Source organism: Streptomyces sp. NPDC042336 (genome assembly GCF_055581985.1).
In genome coordinates, this window is the sequence record NZ_JBVJEA010000006.1 from 288,801 (window position 1) to 305,479 (window position 16,679).

Below are 16,679 nucleotides of genomic sequence, written 5' to 3' on the forward strand. Positions count from 1 at the left end.
GGCATGTCGCAGGCCGCTGCTTCCGACGTCGACCGCGAGACCCCGCCCACCGCGAAGGTGGGGCTGTTCACCCTGACCGCCATGGTCGTCGGGTCGATGGTGGGCGCCGGGGTGTTCTCGCTGCCGGCGCGCTTCGCCGAGGAGACCGGCGTCGCGGGCGCGCTGATCGCCTGGGCGATCGCGGGCACCGGCATGCTGACGCTGGCTTTCGTCTTCCAGTCCCTCGCCGTGCGCAGACCCGACCTCGACGCCGGTGTGTACGCGTACGCCAAGGCGGGTTTCGGCGAGTACCTGGGCTTCTTCGCCGCCTTCGGCTACTGGGCCAGTTCGTGTGTGGGCAACGTGACCTACTGGGTCCTGATCATGTCGACCGCCGGGGCGGTCTGGCCGGAGCTGGGCGACGGGGACACGGCCGTGGCGGTCGTGCTGTCCTCCGCCGGGCTGTGGGCGTTCTTCTGGCTGATCCGGCGCGGGGTGAAGGAGGCGACGGCCATCAACCGGATCGTCACGGTGGCCAAGCTCGTCCCCATCGTCTTCTTCGTCGTCCTGGCCCTGGTGTACTTCGAACCGGGTGTCTTCGCGGACAACTTCGGCGGTGCCGACTACGCCGGCTCCCTGTTCTCACAGGTGCGCGGCACCATGCTGGCGACCGTCTTCGTGTTCCTCGGCGTCGAGGGCGCCAGCGTCTACTCCCGGCACGCCCGGCGCCGCTCCGACGTGGGCCGGGCGACGGTGCTCGGCTTCCTCAGCGTCTTCGCCGTCTTCGCGTCGGTGACCATCGTGTCGTACGGCATCATGCCGATGGCCGAGATCGCCGACCTGCGCCAGCCGTCCATGGCGGGCGTCCTGGAGGCGGCCGTCGGCACCTGGGGCCGGGTGTTCATCAGCGTCGGCCTGATCGTGTCGGTCCTGGGCGCCTATCTGGCCTGGACGCTGATGGCGGCCGAGGTGCTGTTCGTCGCGGCCAAGGACGACGACATGCCGCGCTTCCTGCGCCGCGCCAACGCCGCCGACGTGCCGGTACCGGCCCTGCTGATGTCCTCGCTGCTCACCCAGGTGGTGCTGGTCGCCACCAGCTTCTCCAGCGACGCCTTCGACTTCGCGCTCAACCTGACCAGCGCCCTGTCCCTGATCCCGTATCTGCTGGCGGCGGCCTTCGCGGTGCGGATCGGCAGCCGGGACGATCCGCTGACCGAGGGCGGCCGCACCTCGCGGCGCGAGCTGGCCGTCGGGGTCGTCGCCACGCTGTACACCGCGTTCCTGCTGTACGCGGCGGGCCTGAAGTTCGTCCTGGTGTCGTTCATCGTGTACGCCCCGGCGACCGTCCTGTTCGTGATGGCCCGCCGCGAGCAGGGCCGTCGGCTGTTCTCGCCCGGGGAACTCGTCGTCCTGGCCGTCTCCGTGACCGGCGCGGTGCTCGGCCTCGTCGCCCTGGTGGCCGGGTGGATCAGCCTGTGAGCCATTCCCCCCGTTCGTTTCCCCGCCTCGTACCGCATCCCCCAAGGAGGCCGTGTGACCAGCAACGAGAGCGCCGCGACGCCCGCGCTCGGCGTCCATTCCGAGGTCGGCAGGCTGCGCAAGGTCCTGGTGTGCTCCCCCGGACTGGCGCACCGGCGGCTGACCCCCACCAACTCCGACGAGCTGCTCTTCGACGACGTCATGTGGGTGGAGAACGCCCAGCGCGACCATGCCGCCTTCGTCGGTGAACTGCGCCGGCGCGGGGTGGAGGTGGTGGAGCTGCACGACCTGCTCGCGCAGATCATGGCGATTCCGGAGGCCAAGGCGTGGCTCCTGGACCGCAAGATCGTCGCCAACCAGGTCGGCATCGGCCTCATCGACGAGACCCGCGCCTATCTGGAGACCCTCTCGCCGCGGGAACTCGCCGAGTACCTCGTCGGCGGGCTCGCCACCACCGACCTGCCGGAGGACTTCCGCTCCCCGCACCTCGCGCTGGCCCGCGAGTCCACCGGCGCCCGCGAGTACCTGATGCCGCCGCTGCCCAACACCCTGTACACGCGCGACACCACCTGCTGGCTGTACGGGGGTCTCACCCTCAATCCGCTGTACTGGTCCGCACGGCACGACGAGACGCTGCTGATGAAGGCGATCTACACCTTCCACCCCGACTTCAAGGGCTCGACGGTGTGGTGGGGCGACCCCGAGCGGGACTGGGGCCAGGCCACCTTCGAGGGCGGCGACATCATGCCGGTGGGCAACGGGGTCGTCCTCATGGGCATGAGCGAGCGCACCTCCCGGCAGGCCATCACCCAGGTCGCCGCCGCGCTGTTCCGCAACGGCGCCGCCGAGCACGTCGTCGTCGCCGGGATGCCGAAACTGCGGTCCGCGATGCACCTGGACACGGTCTTCACCTTCGCCGACCGCGACGTGGTGACCCTCTACCCCCGCATCATGGACGCGGTGCACACCTTCTCGCTGCGCCCCGGCGACCGGGCCCCCGGCTTCGACGTGGTCGACGAGGGGACGACACCTTTCGTCGACGTCGTCGCCAAGGCGCTCGGACTGCCGAAGCTGCGGGTGGTGGAGACGGGCGGCGACGCCTACGCCTCCGAGCGCCAGCAGTGGGACAGCGGCAACAACGCCGTCGCGGTGGAACCCGGTGTGGTGTTCACCTACGACCGCAACACCCTGACCAACGCGCTGCTGCGCGAGGCCCGGGTGGAGGTCCACACCATCGTGGGCGCGGAACTGGGCCGGGGGCGCGGTGGCGGGCACTGCATGACGTGTCCGCTGGTGCGCGACCCCGTCGACTTCTGACCCCCTGCGGCGCGACGGCGGGGCAGGACGTCAGGGGCAGGGCCTCAGCGGCAGAACCCGTACGCCTGCTCCAGCCACCGGCGCAGTGCCGTGTGCACACTGCCGGGGAGCACGCTGAGCTGCTCGATGGCGGCCCGGTCCCCGGCCGAGGGCGCGATGCCGGCTGCGGTCAGCAGGGCGAGCAGGTCGAGGCGGCGCAGGTCGACGGGGTCGACACGGCAGGGGACGCGCCGGGCGGGGTCGGGCGGCTGGAGCAGGTAGTCGCCCGTGTCGCGGGCGTACGAGTGCGTCGGGGCGGCGGCGGTCGGAGCAGTCGTCGTGTGCATACCGCGGTCCTCCACGTGATGGGTCGCCTGGTTGGGTCGCCGTTCTTGACGTCATGAGACACCGGGGCGGGGACGGCGGTTGCGGGCCGCGGCGAGCACCACCCGGGGGATGCAATCGGCGTCTTGTCGCACGAACCGCGCGGGCCGGGGCCGGCGCGGCGGCCGGGGCCCCCGGGGGCCCCGGGGGCCCCGGGGGCCCGGGCCGCTGCTCCGTACGAGTGGTGCGTTCACGGACTCGGTCGTACGGTCGGAACGGAGAAGAACCACGGAACGACGGAGAAGGACGGAGAAGGACGGAGAAGGACGGAGCAAAGGGGAAAGCGCGGACAAGCGCCCCCGAGACGGCGGGAGCAGACATGGGCAGGAACCCGATGAGGGCAGCGGTCACACTCTGTGCCGCCGCCGCGCTCGCAATACCCCTGGGCACGGCCTCCGCCGCGCCGTCGGCGCAGCCCGCGGCACACAGCCGGCAGTCGCAGGACCCGGTGCTGGTCGACTGCTCCGGGCAGCCGCAGATCGGACCCGACGCGTACGTGCTCGCCTGCGGGGACGGCAACAGCCGCCTGGTCTCCCTGCGCTGGTTCCGCTGGGACCCGCAGGCCGCCGTGGGCCGGGGCACGAACGCCGTCAACGACTGCGACCCGTACTGCGCCGCGGGCGCCTTCCACTCCTACCCGGTGACCGTGCGGCTCGACATGCCGACGGACGGGGAACAGGGCACGGGCCAACGGCACTTCACCCGGATCACCCTCACCTACACCGACGGCAGGCCGGACGGGTCCCCCCGCACGGTGACCTACCCCCTGCCCGGCTGACGGGCCGGCGGGCCGGCGTGCTGCCGGTCAGTCCGGCAGCACCAGCCGGCAGGTGTCGCCCGGCTGGAGGCGCACCTCGCGGTCGGGCAGCCGGACGTCGATCGGCAGCGGTCCGGCGGCGGGCACGGCGATCTCCAGCCGGCCGTGCTCCAGCCGCAGCCGCACGCCCCAGTGGCCCTGGTAGCGCACGGAGAACCCGTACGACGACAGTTCCGGCAGCGGTACCGGGTCCAGCCACAGGGCGCCCGCACGGGTCTCCAGGCCGGTCAGGCCGCGCTGGACGAGGTCCAGGGTGCCCGCCATGGCACCGAGGTGGATGCCCTCGCCGGTGGTGCCGCCCTGGAGGTCGGCGACGTCGCCCTTGAGCGCCTCCTGGACGTACGTCCAGGCGTCGGCGCGGCGGGCGCGGGCCAGGATCCAGCCGTGGACGAGTCCGCTGAGGGTGGAGCCGTGGCTGGTGCGGGCCAGGTAGTGGTCGACGGTGCGCTGCCAGGTCCGCTCGTCGAGGCTGTAGCCCAACCGCCGGAACAGGGAGCGGAGTTCGGCCGGGGAGAACAGGTGGCCCAGCATGAGCACGTCGGCCTGTTTGGACGCCTGGTAGTTGTTGACGCTGTCGTTCTCGGCCTCCAGGAGACGGTCGAGGCGCCGGATGTCCCCGTACCGCTCGCGGTAGCCCGCCCAGTCGAGTTCGGCGAGGTCGCCGTACCCCTCGAACTGGCTGACGACGCCCTCGTGGAAAGGGACGTGGAGGGTGCGGGAGACGCTGTCCCACTGTTCCAGTTCCGCGTCGTCCAGGGCGGTCCGCTCGACGAGTTCCCGGCGTCGGGGCTCGGGCAGGTCGGCGAGGACTTCGAGGGTGCGGGCCAGCACCCAGGCGGCGGTGACGTTGGTGTAGGCGTTGTCGTCCAGGCCCGGCCGGTCGGCACCCGGATAGGCCTCGTGGTACTCGTCGGGGCCGACGACACCCCGGATGCGGTGCCGCCCGAGGCGCTCGTCCCAGGTGGCGGAGTCGGCCCAGAAGCGCGCGATCTGCAGCAGCATCTCGGCGCCCTTGGTGTGCAGGAACTCGGCGTCGCCGCTGGCCTCGCAGTACTGCCACACGTTGTACGCGATGGCGGAGCCCACGTGGTGCTGGAGGTGGGAGTGGTCGGGGAGCCAGCGGCCCGAGCGCGGGTTGAGGTGCAGTTGCTGGGTCTCCTCGCGGCCGTCGCTGCCGCTCTGCCAGGGGTAGAGCGCGCCGCGCCTGCCGATCGCGCGGGCCGCGGCCCTGGCCTTCTCCAGGCGGCGGTGCCGGTAGTGCAGCAGGGCGCGGGAGACCTCCGGGAAGTGCAGGTTCAGGTAGGGCAGGACGAACAGCTCGTCCCAGAAGACGTGGCCGCGGTAGGCCTCTCCGTGCAGTCCGCGCGCCGGTACGCCCACGTCGAGGTCGGCGGTGTGCGGGGAGAGGGTCTGCAGCACGTGGAAGAGGTGCAGGCGCAGGATGCTGCCCGCCTCCCCGGGGACGTCCAGTTCGGCGCGGCGCCACAACTGGCCCCAGGCGGCACGGTGCGTCACCAGCAGGTCGTCGAAGCCGGGGGCTTCGGCCACCCGGTCGACGGCGGCCTGGAGCGGGTCGCTGATCGCCGGGTCGCGTGAGGTGTGCAGGGCCACGACCTTGTCGACGGTGACGGTGCGGCCCGGTTCGGCGCGCAGGGCGGCGCGCTGGGTGACGCACAGGTGCTCGCGGGCCGAGGTGACCGGCGCGTCCGCGGTGGTGCGGGCGGCCATGCCGATCCGGATGTCCGAGGTGCGGGTCCGGCAGCGCAGCCACACCGTGTCGTCGGTGCTGTCGGTGTGCACGTGGGTGAGGTGGTGGCCGTCGAGGTCCCGGTACCGCGGCACCCCGGCGTTGGTGACGCCGCCGTCGAGGGCCGCCTCCACCTCCAGGTCGGCCGGGCCGCCCTCGACGGTGAACTCCGTGCGCAGGGCGGCCAGGTGGGGATCGGCCATGTGCACCAGGCGCAGCTGGCGCACGGACAGCAGGCGATCCCCGTCGAGCCCGAAGCGGGTGAGGCGTTCCAGGACGCCCGAGTCCAGGTGCACGGTCTGACGGTGGTCGAGCACCTTCCCCGTGTCCGGCGTGAGCCAGTCCCCTCCGGCGGTCCTGAAGCGCAGCGGCAGCCAGTTGGGGAGGTTGACCATGTCCTCGTTCTCCACCTCGCGCCCCGCGACGGCGGAGGTGAGGCGGTTGTAGCAGCCGGCCACGTAGGTGCCCGGGTAGTGCACGTCGTCGGCGGCGCACTCGGGCAGCGCGCCGCGGGTGGCGAAATAGCCGTTGCCGAGGGTGCACAGGGACTCCCGCAGCCGCTCCTCGGCGGCGTCGTAGTGGACGTAGTCCCAGGTCGACGGCGTCGCGGTCACCGCGGGGCCTCCCAGGTCCAGTCGGCGACCTCGGGCAGGTCCACGCCGTGTTCGCGGATCCACTCGTGGTGGCGCTGCCGGGCGTCCTCCATCCGCTGCCGTACCGCCGCCGCGCGCACGGCGAGGCCGGGCACGCGGTCGATGACGTCCATGACGAGGCGGTAGCGGTCTAGGTCGTTGCCGACCACCATGTCGAACGGCGTGGTGGTGGTCCCGATCTCCTTGTAGCCCCGCACGTGAAGATGGGCGTGGCCGGTGCGCCGGTAGGCGAGCCGGTGGATCAGCCAGGGGTAGCCGTGGTAGGCGAAGATCACCGGCCGGTCGGCGGTGAACAGGCCGTCGTACTCGAAGTCGCTCATGCCGTGCGGGTGTTCGCCGCTGGGCAACAGGCGGGCGATGTCCACGACGTTGACGACGCGCACGGCGAGTTCCGGCAGGTGGTGGCGGATCAGCTGGGCGGCGGCCAGGATCTCCTGGGTCGGTACGTCGCCCGCGCAGGCGAGCACCACGTCGGGTTCGCGGGTGCCGTCCTCGGTGCCGGCCCAGTCCCAGATGCCCGCGCCGCGCGCGCAGTGCGCCTTCGCCTGTTCCATGGTCAGCCAGTCGAAGCAGGGCTGTTTGCCGGCGACGATCACGTTGACGTAGTCGCGGCTGCGCAGGGCGTGGTCGGCGACGGAGAGCAGGGTGTTGGCGTCCGGCGGCAGGTAGACGCGTACGGCCTCGGGGCTCTTGTTGAGGATGTGGTCGACGAAGCCGGGGTCCTGGTGGGAGAAGCCGTTGTGGTCCTGGCGCCACACGTGGGAGGTGAGCAGGTAGTTGAGGGAGGCGATGGGCGCGCGCCAGGGCAGGCGGCGGGTGACGCGCAGCCATTTGACGTGCTGGTTGACCATCGAGTCGACGATGTGGACGAAGGCCTCGTAGCACGAGAACAGTCCGTGCCGGCCGGTCAGGAGGTAGCCCTCCAGCCAGCCCTGGCAGGTGTGTTCGGACAGGATCTCCATCACGCGGCCGTGCCGGTCCAGGTCCTCGTCGACGGGCAGCGTCCGCTCCTGCCAGGCCTTGCCGCTGGCGGCGTAGACGGCCTGGAGCCGGTTGGAGGCGGTCTCGTCGGGGCCGACGAGGCGGAAGTCGCGCCGGTCGGTGGTGGCGTCCATGACGTCGCGGAGCAGGTCGCCGAGGACCCGGGTGGGCTCGTGCATGCTCGCGCCGGGTTCGTCGACGGGCACGGCGTACTTCTCCAGCGCGGGCATGGGCAGCTCGCGCAGGAGGAGGCCGCCGTTGGCGAAGGGGGTGGCGCCCAGGCGGCGCGGTCCCTCGGGGACGGCGGCGAGGACGGCGGGCCGCGGGGCTCCGGCGTCGTCGAACAGTTCCTCGGGGCGGTAGGAGCGCAGCCACTGCTCCAGCTGCGCGAGGTGCTCGGGGTTGGTGCGGACGGCGGACAGGGGCACCTGGTGGGCGCGCCAGGTGTTCTCCACGGGCAGTCCGTCGACCTCGGCGGGGCCGGTCCAGCCCTTGGGGGTGCGCAGGACGATCACCGGCCAGCGGGGGCGGCCGCCGGCGCCCTCCTCGCGGGCGGCCCGTTGGATCGCGGCGACGCGGTCCAGGGCGGTGTCCATGGCGCGGGCCATGGCGCGGTGGACGGCGGCGGGGTCGTCGCCGGTGACGTGGATCGGGTCGTGGCCGTAGCCGCGCAGGAGCTCGTCCAGCTCGCCCTCGGGGAGGCGGGCGAGCACCGTCGGGTTGGCGATCTTGTAGCCGTTGAGGTGCAGGATCGGCAGGACGGCTCCGTCGTGCACCGGGTCGAGGAACTTGTTGGAGTGCCAGGACGTCGCCAGCGGGCCGGTCTCCGCCTCGCCGTCGCCGATCACGCAGGCGACCACCAGGTCCGGGTGGTCGAAGGCGGCGCCGTAGGCGTGCGAGAGCGCGTAGCCCAGTTCGCCGCCCTCGTGGATCGAGCCCGGCGTCTCGGGCGCGACATGGCTCGGTACGCCGCCGGGGAAGGAGAACTGCTTGAACAGCCGGGCCATGCCGGCCGCGTCCCGGGTGATGTCCGGATAGGTCTCGGTGTACGAGCCCTCCAGCCATGCGTTGGCCAGCACGGCGGGACCGCCGTGGCCGGGGCCCCAGACGCACAGGGCGTCGAGGTCGCGGGCCTTGATGACCCGGTTGAGGTGGGTGTGGACCAGGTTGAGGCCGGGTGAGGTGCCCCAGTGGCCGAGCAGGCGCGGCTTGACGTGCTCGGGGCGCAGGGGTTCGGCCAGCAGGGGGTTGGCCATCAGGTAGATCTGGCCGACGGCGAGGTAGTTCGCGGCGCGCCAGTGGGCGTCCAGGGCGGCGAGCTCCTCGTCGGTGGGCTCTGGGGGCGCCTGCTGCGTGTCGACGGACATCGGTGGTCCTTCCGTGTCGGGACAGCCGGTCGGGGCGCGCGGGCACGGAGTGCCCGTGCACATCCCAACCCTGCGCCGACCGGGCGGGTACCCGAGAGGGCCGTTCGGCTCACGTGGTGCTCCGAACGGGTCACGGAGCGCCGGTGCCGCGGAGTGCGGCTGCCGCGGGGCGGCGGGCGGCGGCGCGTGACGAGAACAGCACGGCCGTCACCGGCGCCGACCCCGGTGTCGACCGTGCTGGTGCAGCGGCTACCCCAACTTCGGCGTCGTACACAGGAGTTGTCCGAACCTCTCGCTCGACTCCGGTACGGCGGCCCGGCGGGCCCGCTTCGCCGCCGGATTCGTGGCGGGCTGTTCCTGGCTCCCGGCGCACGGGCGACCGTCCCCTTCGAGGGGACGCCGGCACGACCGGCGGGCTGATCCGCGCGGCGAACCGACGGGCGCCGATCCCTTCACGGGGGGGTCGGCCGTCAATTTTGCATGTCGTGCATCTTTGCATACCATGCAACTTATGTCGGAGAAAGGTGCCGCGGGGGGCGGTCTGCGGGAGCGGAAGAAGCGGGCCACACGTGCCGCTCTGGCCGAGGCCGCGGTACGTCTCGCCGCCGAACACGGGGCGGAGAAGGTCACCGTCGAGGCGATCAGCGCCGCCGCCGGGGTGTCCGTGCGTACCTTCTTCAACTACTTCGACAGCCGCGACGACGCCTTCGTGGTCATCGACGCGGACGCGGGCGCACGCATGCGGCGCGCCGTCCTGGAAGCACCGGCCGAACTCTCCCCGCTGGCGGCCCTGCGCGAGGCCATGGCGACGGAGCTGGCCGAGGCGGAACAGCAGCACGAGCTGTGGCGACTGCACGCCCAGGTCCTGCACGCCTCCCCGCACCTCCTGGCGCGCGGCGTCGGGGCCCACATGGCGGCCGAGGCGGACCTGGCCGACGCCATCGCCCTGCGCCTGCGCGGGGACGGCGGCACGGGCGGGGCCGGGCCCGGGCTCTACCCGCGCCTGCTGGCCGCGGTGGCGGGCGCCGCGGTGCGCACCAGCATGGACCACTGGTCCGCCCACCAGGAGGAAGCCGCCTTCCTCGACGTCTTCCACGAGGTGTTCACCCTCCTCGCCGCCGGACTCCCGGCCCCCTCCGCGTAGCCTCCGCGCCGGGCTCGCGACCCATCAGGACCCACCACACGAAAGAGATGCCGTGACCGCTACCCAGGCGCCCGCCGACGCGCCTCCCACCTCGATGACCCACCGGCAGATACTCCAGGCCATGTCGGGCCTGATGGCCGGCATGTTCGTCGCGATCCTGGCCGGCACGGTCGTGGCCAACGCGCTGCCCACGATCATCGCCGACCTGGGCGCCAGCCAGTCGTCCTACACCTGGGTCGTCACCTCCGAACTGCTGGCGATGACCGCGACGGTGCCCCTGTGGGGCAAGCTGTCCGACCTCTTCAACAAGAAGCTGCTGCTCCAGCTGTCGCTGGGCATGTTCGTAGTCGGCTCGCTGCTGGCCGGCTTCTCGCACGGCGTCGGCCTGCTGATCTTCAGCCGGGTGGTGCAGGGCATCGGCGCGGGCGGTCTGACCGCGCTCGCCCAGGTCGTGATGGCCTCCGTCATCCCTCCCCGCCAGCTGGGCAAGTACGCCGGCATCTTCGGTGCCGTCTTCGCCGTGGGCACCGTGGCCGGACCGCTGGTCGGCGGTGTCCTGGTGGACACCTCGTGGCTGGGCTGGCGCTGGTGCTTCTTCATCGGCGTGCCGTTCGCGCTGCTCGCCATCGCCCTGCTGCAGCGCACCCTGCGCCTGCCCACGGTGAAGCGCGAGGCCCGCATCGACTGGCTCGGCGCGTTCCTGATCGTCGCCGGGGTCTGCGCCCTGCTGATCTGGGTGTCGCTGGCCGGCAACGAGTTCGACTGGGCGTCCTGGCAGACCGGTGCCCTCACGGGCGGCGGCGTACTGCTGCTGGTCGCGGCGGTGTTCGTCGAGTCCCGCACGCCCGAGCCGGTGATCCCGCTCGGCATCTTCAAGAACCGCACGGTCACCCTGACCACCGTCGCCAGCCTCCTGGTCGGTGTCGCCATGTTCGGCGGGACGGTCTTCCTCTCGCAGTACTTCCAGATCTCCCTGGGCAAGTCGCCGACCGTCGCGGGTCTGATGAGCCTGCCGATGATCCTCGGCCTGCTGGTGTCGTCCACCGTCGCCGGACAGGTGATCAGCCGGACCGGCAAGTGGAAGCGGTACCTGGTGGCGGGCGCGGTGATCATGGCCGTCGGCCTCGCGCTGCTGGCCACGATCGACGCGAAGACCAGCTTCGGTCTGCTCAGCCTCTACATGGCGATCCTGGGTGTCGGCGTCGGCATGCTGATGCAGAACCTGGTGCTGGCCGCCCAGAACGACGTGGCCGCCACCGACCTGGGCGCCGCGACCTCCGTGCTGTCGTTCTTCCGCAGCATGGGCGGCACCATCGGCGTCAGCGTTCTCGGCGCGATCCTCGCCAACCGGGTCGCCAGCGAGACGGCCAAGGGGCTCAGCGACGCGGGTGTCACCGTCCCCGGTGGCGGTGGCGGCTCGGGCGAGGGCAGCGTCCCGGACATGTCCACGCTGCCCGCTCCGATGCGGACGGTCATCGAGCACGCCTACGCCGTCGCCACGGCCGACCTGTTCCTGGTCGCCACGCCGTTCGCGGTGCTCGCGCTGGTCGCCGTCGTGTTCATCAAGGAGAAGCCGCTGAAGACCACCAGCGGCATGGAGCGCCTGGCCGAGGAGGCCGGCGAGGGCCCCACGGCGCCGACCGACAAGGACCCGGTCGTCGCCTGAGGCACCCGGCGGGAACACAGCGGGGCCGCCCGTCCGGTCGGACGGGCGGCCCCGCTGCCGTGTGCGGCGACGGACCCGGGGTCAGCCGCGGGCCATCGCGATCGAACCGGCCAGCCGCTCCCCCGCCTCGTAGATCATGTACGGGACGCCGTGGTCGGTGCCGAAGGACGGGGAGGCCGCGCGGCCGTTCTCCGGCGCCGAGGCACGGGAGTTGTAGAAGACACCGAGGTGGTCGCGCCGGGAGAAGTCGTTGCCGACCTCCGTGATCATCAGGTCGCCGCCGCTCTCCTTGTCCTTGTTGTAGACGACGTACGTGCTGTTGTTCCGGTGCAGCAGGTGCGGGCCGCCGACGTTGACCGCGCCGACGTCGCCGTGGCGGACCAGGGGCTCCTGGGCGAACGTCCAGGTGCGGCCGTCGGCGGACCAGCCCCAGCCGATGTCGCGGTGGTTGGTGGTGTTGTTGAGCATGAAGACCATGACGTAGTGCGCGCCGCGCGAGGGCAGTTCGTGCGGGAAGACCCGGGCGTAGGAGGTCTCGGTGGTGCCGGACGGCAGCATCGAGGTGTTCAGCACGACCTTGTCGTAGGTGAAGTGGATGCCGTCGAACGAGCGGGCGAGCCTGGTCGTGGTGTTCTCGCCGTGGAAGTACAGCCACATCTCCTTGTTCCCCGCGTGCCACATCACGTGCGGCGAGGAGACGTGGCTGACGGAGTAGTGCGGCGACCATTGGTGGGAGACGATCGGGTTGTGCGGGTACTCCGTGAAGGGGCCCTCCAGGGAGTCGCCGTAGGCCAGGCAGATGCCGCCGGGGGCGTCGTGCGGGGCGTAGTAGAGGTAGTAGCGGCCCAGCCGGCCGCTCGCGGGCAGCCGGTCGTAGACGCCGCGGACGGTCGGGAAGATGATCTCGCCGGTGGGGTTGTAGGCGAGCTGGGACGGCGTCAGCAGGGTGCGGACGTAGGTGTAGTCGGGGAAGCCGCCGGGCGCGGCGGAGGCGGTGGGCACGGCGGCGGCGCCCAGCGCGAGGGCGGCGCCGGTGGCGGCCGTGCCCTTCAGGAACAGACGGCGGTCGAGGTGCGGCTCGTGCATGTCGACTCCTGGGTGAGGGGGGATGTCACAGGTACAGGGCGGCGGTGACGCACATGCCGCCCAGGGCGACCAGCCACACGTAGGGCAGGGTGCGGACCATGACCTGCTGTGGGCTGACGCCCGCGTACTGCGCGGCCCACACGGTCTGGGTGCTGGTCGGGTCGGCGACGCCGAAGACCTGGTTGTACGAGGTGGCCATGCCGAGGACGGCGACGGCCGGGTAGATGCCGGTGGCGATGAGGACGCCCGCGATGCCCGCGCCGAGCCCGAACACGTTGAGCGGGCCGCGGTACAGGCACAGCGGCACCAGCACGGTGAAGACGATGACGAAGAGCACCGGGTTCTGCGGGCTGACCGCCTTCATCAGCGGCTCCAGCGCGTCGACCGCGCCGGGGAGTTTGACGGCCGCGAGCAGGATGCCGATGGCCACGAACAGGGCCAGCGGCGCCGCGGCCACCTCGAAGCCGCCGTACAGGGTGCGCAGCAGCCGCTTGTTCATCTCGCCGGGCCGGGTGGTGGTGAACAGCGCGTAGAGCACACCGGCCAGCATCGAGGGGATGATGGCCACGTCCAGGCCGAGGGCCAGGACCAGCGGGACCACGGGGGCGAGCAGCGCATACCAGGGGGCGTCGCCGAGGCGTTCGCGGCGCGGGACCGGGCGGGCGGAGACCGACTTGAGCGACCAGGCGTGCTCGGTGCCGCGCCGCCGGTTCTCGATGACGACGTAGGCGACGGCGGCGACCAGTGCGAACGGGAACAGCTTCACCATGAAGCCGCGGACGGTGTCGACGGGCAGGTCGAGAGCGGTGGAGAAGAACTGCCAGACCGGCAGTTCGAAGGGGACGCCGACCGCGATGCCCATCAGCACCGTGCCCGCGGCGGTCACCTTGGGCACGCCGACGGCGACCATCGCGGGGATGCCGATGATGCCGGCCAGCATCGCGGCCGGCGCCGAGCCGGTGACGGTGCCGACGAGCGCGGAGACGGCGAGGACCCCGAGGGCGACGACGGTGGGCCGGTCGCCGCCGAACTCGACGATCTTGCGCACGAGGGTGCCGGCGATGCCGGTCTCGTCGAGCAGCTTGCCGAGCCAGGAGCCGAGGATGATGGCGACCATCGTCGCCGCGAGCGCCGGGGCGCCCTCCTGGAGCACCGTGTCCAGGACGCTGTTCTTGCCGGTCAGGGGCGCGCCGGAGAGGAAGGCGATGACCACGGCGAGCAGCACCAGCGCGAAGGCGGTGGGGAGCTTGCGGGTGAGCATCGCGGCGACGCCGGCCGCCATGACGAGGAGGATGACGACACCCATGGGTCAGTTCTCTCTTCTTGCGTCACGTGCGGGTGGTGGGGTGGTCCCGGATGCCGTCCCGGCCTCGGTCTCGGCGGCCAGGGCGGCGGTCAGCAGGAGAGGGCTGCGGCCAAGTCCGCAGACGGTGCGGGCGTAGGCGTGCGCGGCCACCTCCTCGGCCCCGGCGACATGACCGGGGACGCGCAGCCGGCCCAGGCGCAGGGCGCTGTGGCCGAGGGCGCGCTTCAGCTCGGCCTTCGCGGGGCCGTGATGCAGGTGGACGTGCACCGCCTCGTGGGCGAGGGCGGCCGCCCGTACGGAGCCGGGCGGGTACCAGTCGCGCCAGCCACGGGTGTCGACGACCCGTTCGGCGCGTTCGATGGTGTCGGTGTACAGCTCGACGGTGGGCGGTCTGGAGGTGTACCGGGCGAGCAGGCCGAGTTCGAGGCCGCCGTCGCGCTCGACTATCCGGGCCTCGCACGGCACGGGTGCGAGGGCGGAACCGAACGCGTCCGCCGCCCTCGCCCACCGGCACAGCAGCTCCGGGTCGCGGTGCTCGTGGGTGGGGGTGGCGGCCAGCAGCCGCACCGCCCAGCCGATGTCGTCGGTGGCGGCGAGGCCGGCCGTCACCGGCGCCTGTGACACGGTCATTCGCGCACCTCCAGTACGGCGACCACCGGTTCGTCGGCGGCGCGGGAGCGCAGTTCGCTGCGGGCCAGCGCGAGCAGCGGCTGCGGGTCCAGGACGCCGGAGAGGTCGGCGATGCGGGAGCCGAGCAGCAGCCGCACGGCGGGGGCGCGGACGCCTCCGTCGCCGTAGGAGGTGTTCTCGGCGACCAGCTTGGCGAGCACCTCGGGGGCGGCGGCGACGGTGGTCGCCTCGACCCGGGCGTCGGGTGCGTGGTGGCGTACGACCCCGTCGGCGTCGACGACCCGCACCGGGTGGCGGACGGGCCGGAAGCGGCGGTGGACCTCGGTGCCGTAGACGGTGTGCGCGGGGGTGCCCGCGAGGACGTGCACCTTCGACGGGTCGGTCTTGAGGCTGGTGGCGGCCAGCCGCAGGCGCTCGGCGTCGTCGGCCCGGTGGGCCCGGTCCTGGGTGCGCAGTTCGGTGGCACCGGTGGCGATGGCGCGTACGACGTTGGTCTGCGGGTCGACGGTGACCTCGACCTCGACGCCGTCGGCGGCGGCGCCCTGTTCGACCACGGCGCGCTCGGCCTCGGCGCGGACGGCGAGGATCTGCTCCTGGGTGGCGCCCGGCACGATCCGCTCGACCTGCTCGCGGACCAGGGCGAGGGCGACGCCGATGGGGCTGATGACCTCGTTGTGCCGGGCGATGCGGCCGGTCATGCCGGAGGAGGCGGCCAGGTGCGGGGTGACCGAGGCGGCGCCGCCGCCCCCGCCGACCAGGACCGCGGTGTCGGTGTCGAGGCGGTACTCGCGCACCAGGTCGTCCACGACGGCCTTCACCTGGTCGGTGCCGGCGTCCAGCAGCCGGGCGGCGGCGGTGGGCACGTCGGTGCCGAGGGCGGCGGCGAGCGGGGCCAGCGCGGCGCGGGCGGTGTCGGGGTCGGCGTGGGCGAAGTCCCCTTCGGGGACCCGGCCCAGCGCGTTGGCGGCGCAGGTCATGGTGAGGGCGAACCGGCCGCCCGCCGCGTCCAGGACGGCGTAGTCGGCGGGGTCGCCGGGCAGCGGACTGATCGTGGTCAGCTTGGCGTCCCGCAGGTCGGCCGGGTCGGCGTAACAGGCGTACGGCAGCCCGGCGATGTGCGCGCTGCGCGGTCCGGTGCCGGTGACCCGGCCACCCGAGACGCGCACCATGGAGCCGCCGCCGACGCCGACGGTACGGACGTCCAGGGCGTTGAGGTAGGAGGCCCGGCCGAGCAGGACGGCGTGCCGTACCGCGACCTTGCCGCGCCTGACGACGCTGATGTCGGTCGAGGTGCCGCCGGTCTCCAGGAACACGCCCTCGCTGACCCGTTCCTGCATCAGCGCCCCGGCGACCCCGGCGGCCGGCCCGGACAGCACGGTCAGCAGGGGCCTGCGGCGCATCTCGTCCAGGGACATCACTCCCCCGTCGCAGCGCATCACCATCAGCGGCGCGGTGACACCGGCCTTGGTGATGGAGGCGTCGACGAGGTCGGCGGTGGCCAGCATGCGCGGCAGGATCGCCGCGTTGACGACGGCGGTGCGGGTGCGTTTGCGCAGCCCGTACAGGGAGGTGATCTCGTGCGCGGCGGTGGTCGGCAGGCCGGTGGCGCGGGCCGCCTCGGCGACCGCCTCCTCGCCCTCGGGCCGGTCGACGCCGAAGGGCTCGCTGGCCACCAGGGCCTGGGCGCCGGCGGCGGTGAGCTGTTCGACGGCGGCCCGTACGGCGGGCGCGTCCTCGGGGTCGGGCACGTGCGCGTAGTGCAGCGGCAGCCGCTTGCCGGGGGTGAGTTCGAGCTTGGCGAGGGTGGCGAGCCTGCGGGTGAAGTACGTTCCGCCGCCGGTGCCGATGCCGAGCAGGCCGACGGTGGCGACGTCGCCCTCCAGCAGGGCGTTGGTAGCCTGGGTGGTGCCGTGTGCCAGGAAGGCCACGTCGGCGGGTGCGTGTCCGGTCTGCTTCAGCAGCCGGTCGAGCGCCTCGACGATGCCGTGCGCGACACCGTCCTCGTGATGGTGACTCGTGGGGACCTTCACCTGGCCCACGAGCCGGAGCGTCGTGGCGTCGACCGCCACGGCGTCGGTGAAGGTTCCGCCCACGTCGATGCCGACGCGGATGCGGTGGGTGGTCATGTCCGGGCACCTCCTTGT

The 16,679-nt window shown here is 72.5% G+C and carries 12 protein-coding genes; 5 read left to right on the top strand and 7 right to left on the bottom strand.

The genetic code is table 11. The features are described 5' to 3' along the window. Positions 1-3 precede the first annotated feature (3 nt). Together ACZ6IM_RS16145 and ACZ6IM_RS16150 are read left to right on the top strand one after the other, a co-directional pair. A complete protein-coding gene (locus ACZ6IM_RS16145; RefSeq protein WP_052841239.1) occupies positions 4-1,458 on the top strand; it encodes a basic amino acid/polyamine antiporter in 1,455 nt (484 codons plus the stop codon). A 54-nt stretch (positions 1,459-1,512) separates the two neighbouring features. After that, complete coding sequence (locus tag ACZ6IM_RS16150) at positions 1,513-2,775, top strand: arginine deiminase (RefSeq protein WP_052841237.1); 1,263 nt, start codon at positions 1,513-1,515, stop codon at positions 2,773-2,775. Between the two features lie 44 nt (positions 2,776-2,819). Here ACZ6IM_RS16150 and ACZ6IM_RS16155 read toward each other — a convergent pair whose 3' ends face one another. Then, positions 2,820-3,101, bottom strand: a complete 282-nt coding sequence (locus ACZ6IM_RS16155; protein ID WP_052841234.1) for a hypothetical protein — start codon at positions 3,099-3,101, stop codon at positions 2,820-2,822. A 356-nt stretch (positions 3,102-3,457) separates the two neighbouring features. Between ACZ6IM_RS16155 and ACZ6IM_RS16160 the strand changes: the two genes are divergently transcribed. Beyond that, a complete protein-coding gene (locus ACZ6IM_RS16160; RefSeq protein WP_469557096.1) occupies positions 3,458-3,916 on the top strand; it encodes a hypothetical protein in 459 nt (152 codons plus the stop codon). 27 nt (positions 3,917-3,943) lie between these two features. Here ACZ6IM_RS16160 and ACZ6IM_RS16165 read toward each other — a convergent pair whose 3' ends face one another. Beyond that, positions 3,944-6,316, bottom strand: a complete 2,373-nt coding sequence (locus tag ACZ6IM_RS16165; protein WP_052841230.1) for a glycoside hydrolase family 65 protein — start codon at positions 6,314-6,316, stop codon at positions 3,944-3,946. Next, positions 6,313-8,703, bottom strand: a complete 2,391-nt coding sequence (locus ACZ6IM_RS16170) for a phosphoketolase family protein (protein ID WP_052841228.1) — start codon at positions 8,701-8,703, stop codon at positions 6,313-6,315. Before ACZ6IM_RS16170 ends, ACZ6IM_RS16165 begins: the two co-directional genes overlap by 4 nt. A gap of 502 nt (positions 8,704-9,205) precedes the next feature. On the opposite strand from ACZ6IM_RS16170, the gene ACZ6IM_RS16175 reads away from it, so the two are divergent. Together ACZ6IM_RS16175 and ACZ6IM_RS16180 are read left to right on the top strand one after the other, a co-directional pair. Then, the gene (locus ACZ6IM_RS16175; RefSeq protein ID WP_052841226.1) at positions 9,206-9,847 is read left to right on the top strand and encodes a TetR/AcrR family transcriptional regulator; all 642 of its coding nucleotides are present in this window, start codon (positions 9,206-9,208) and stop codon (positions 9,845-9,847) included. A 94-nt stretch (positions 9,848-9,941) separates the two neighbouring features. Continuing rightward, complete coding sequence (locus tag ACZ6IM_RS16180; protein ID WP_469557222.1) at positions 9,942-11,513, top strand: MDR family MFS transporter; 1,572 nt, start codon at positions 9,942-9,944, stop codon at positions 11,511-11,513. An 81-nt stretch (positions 11,514-11,594) separates the two neighbouring features. Here the strand turns inward: ACZ6IM_RS16180 and ACZ6IM_RS16185 are convergent, their stop codons facing one another. From ACZ6IM_RS16185 to ACZ6IM_RS16200, 4 genes are read right to left on the bottom strand one after another with little or no spacing between them, the layout of a single operon-like run. Then, positions 11,595-12,599, bottom strand: a complete 1,005-nt coding sequence (locus ACZ6IM_RS16185) for a twin-arginine translocation signal domain-containing protein (protein WP_469557098.1) — start codon at positions 12,597-12,599, stop codon at positions 11,595-11,597. Between the two features lie 25 nt (positions 12,600-12,624). Then, positions 12,625-13,905 carry a TRAP transporter large permease subunit gene (locus ACZ6IM_RS16190; protein WP_469557100.1) on the bottom strand — a complete coding sequence of 427 codons (1,281 nt, stop codon included), beginning with the start codon at positions 13,903-13,905 and terminating at the stop codon, positions 12,625-12,627. Positions 13,906-13,908: 3 nt separating this feature from the next. Continuing rightward, entirely contained in the window at positions 13,909-14,535 is a 627-nt protein-coding gene (locus tag ACZ6IM_RS16195; protein WP_469557102.1) for a hypothetical protein, read from the bottom strand. After that, positions 14,532-16,661 carry a hydantoinase/oxoprolinase family protein gene (locus ACZ6IM_RS16200; protein ID WP_469557104.1) on the bottom strand — a complete coding sequence of 710 codons (2,130 nt, stop codon included), beginning with the start codon at positions 16,659-16,661 and terminating at the stop codon, positions 14,532-14,534. The genes ACZ6IM_RS16195 and ACZ6IM_RS16200 overlap by 4 nt, the downstream gene beginning before the upstream one ends. Between the last annotated feature and the right edge of the window lie 18 nt (positions 16,662-16,679).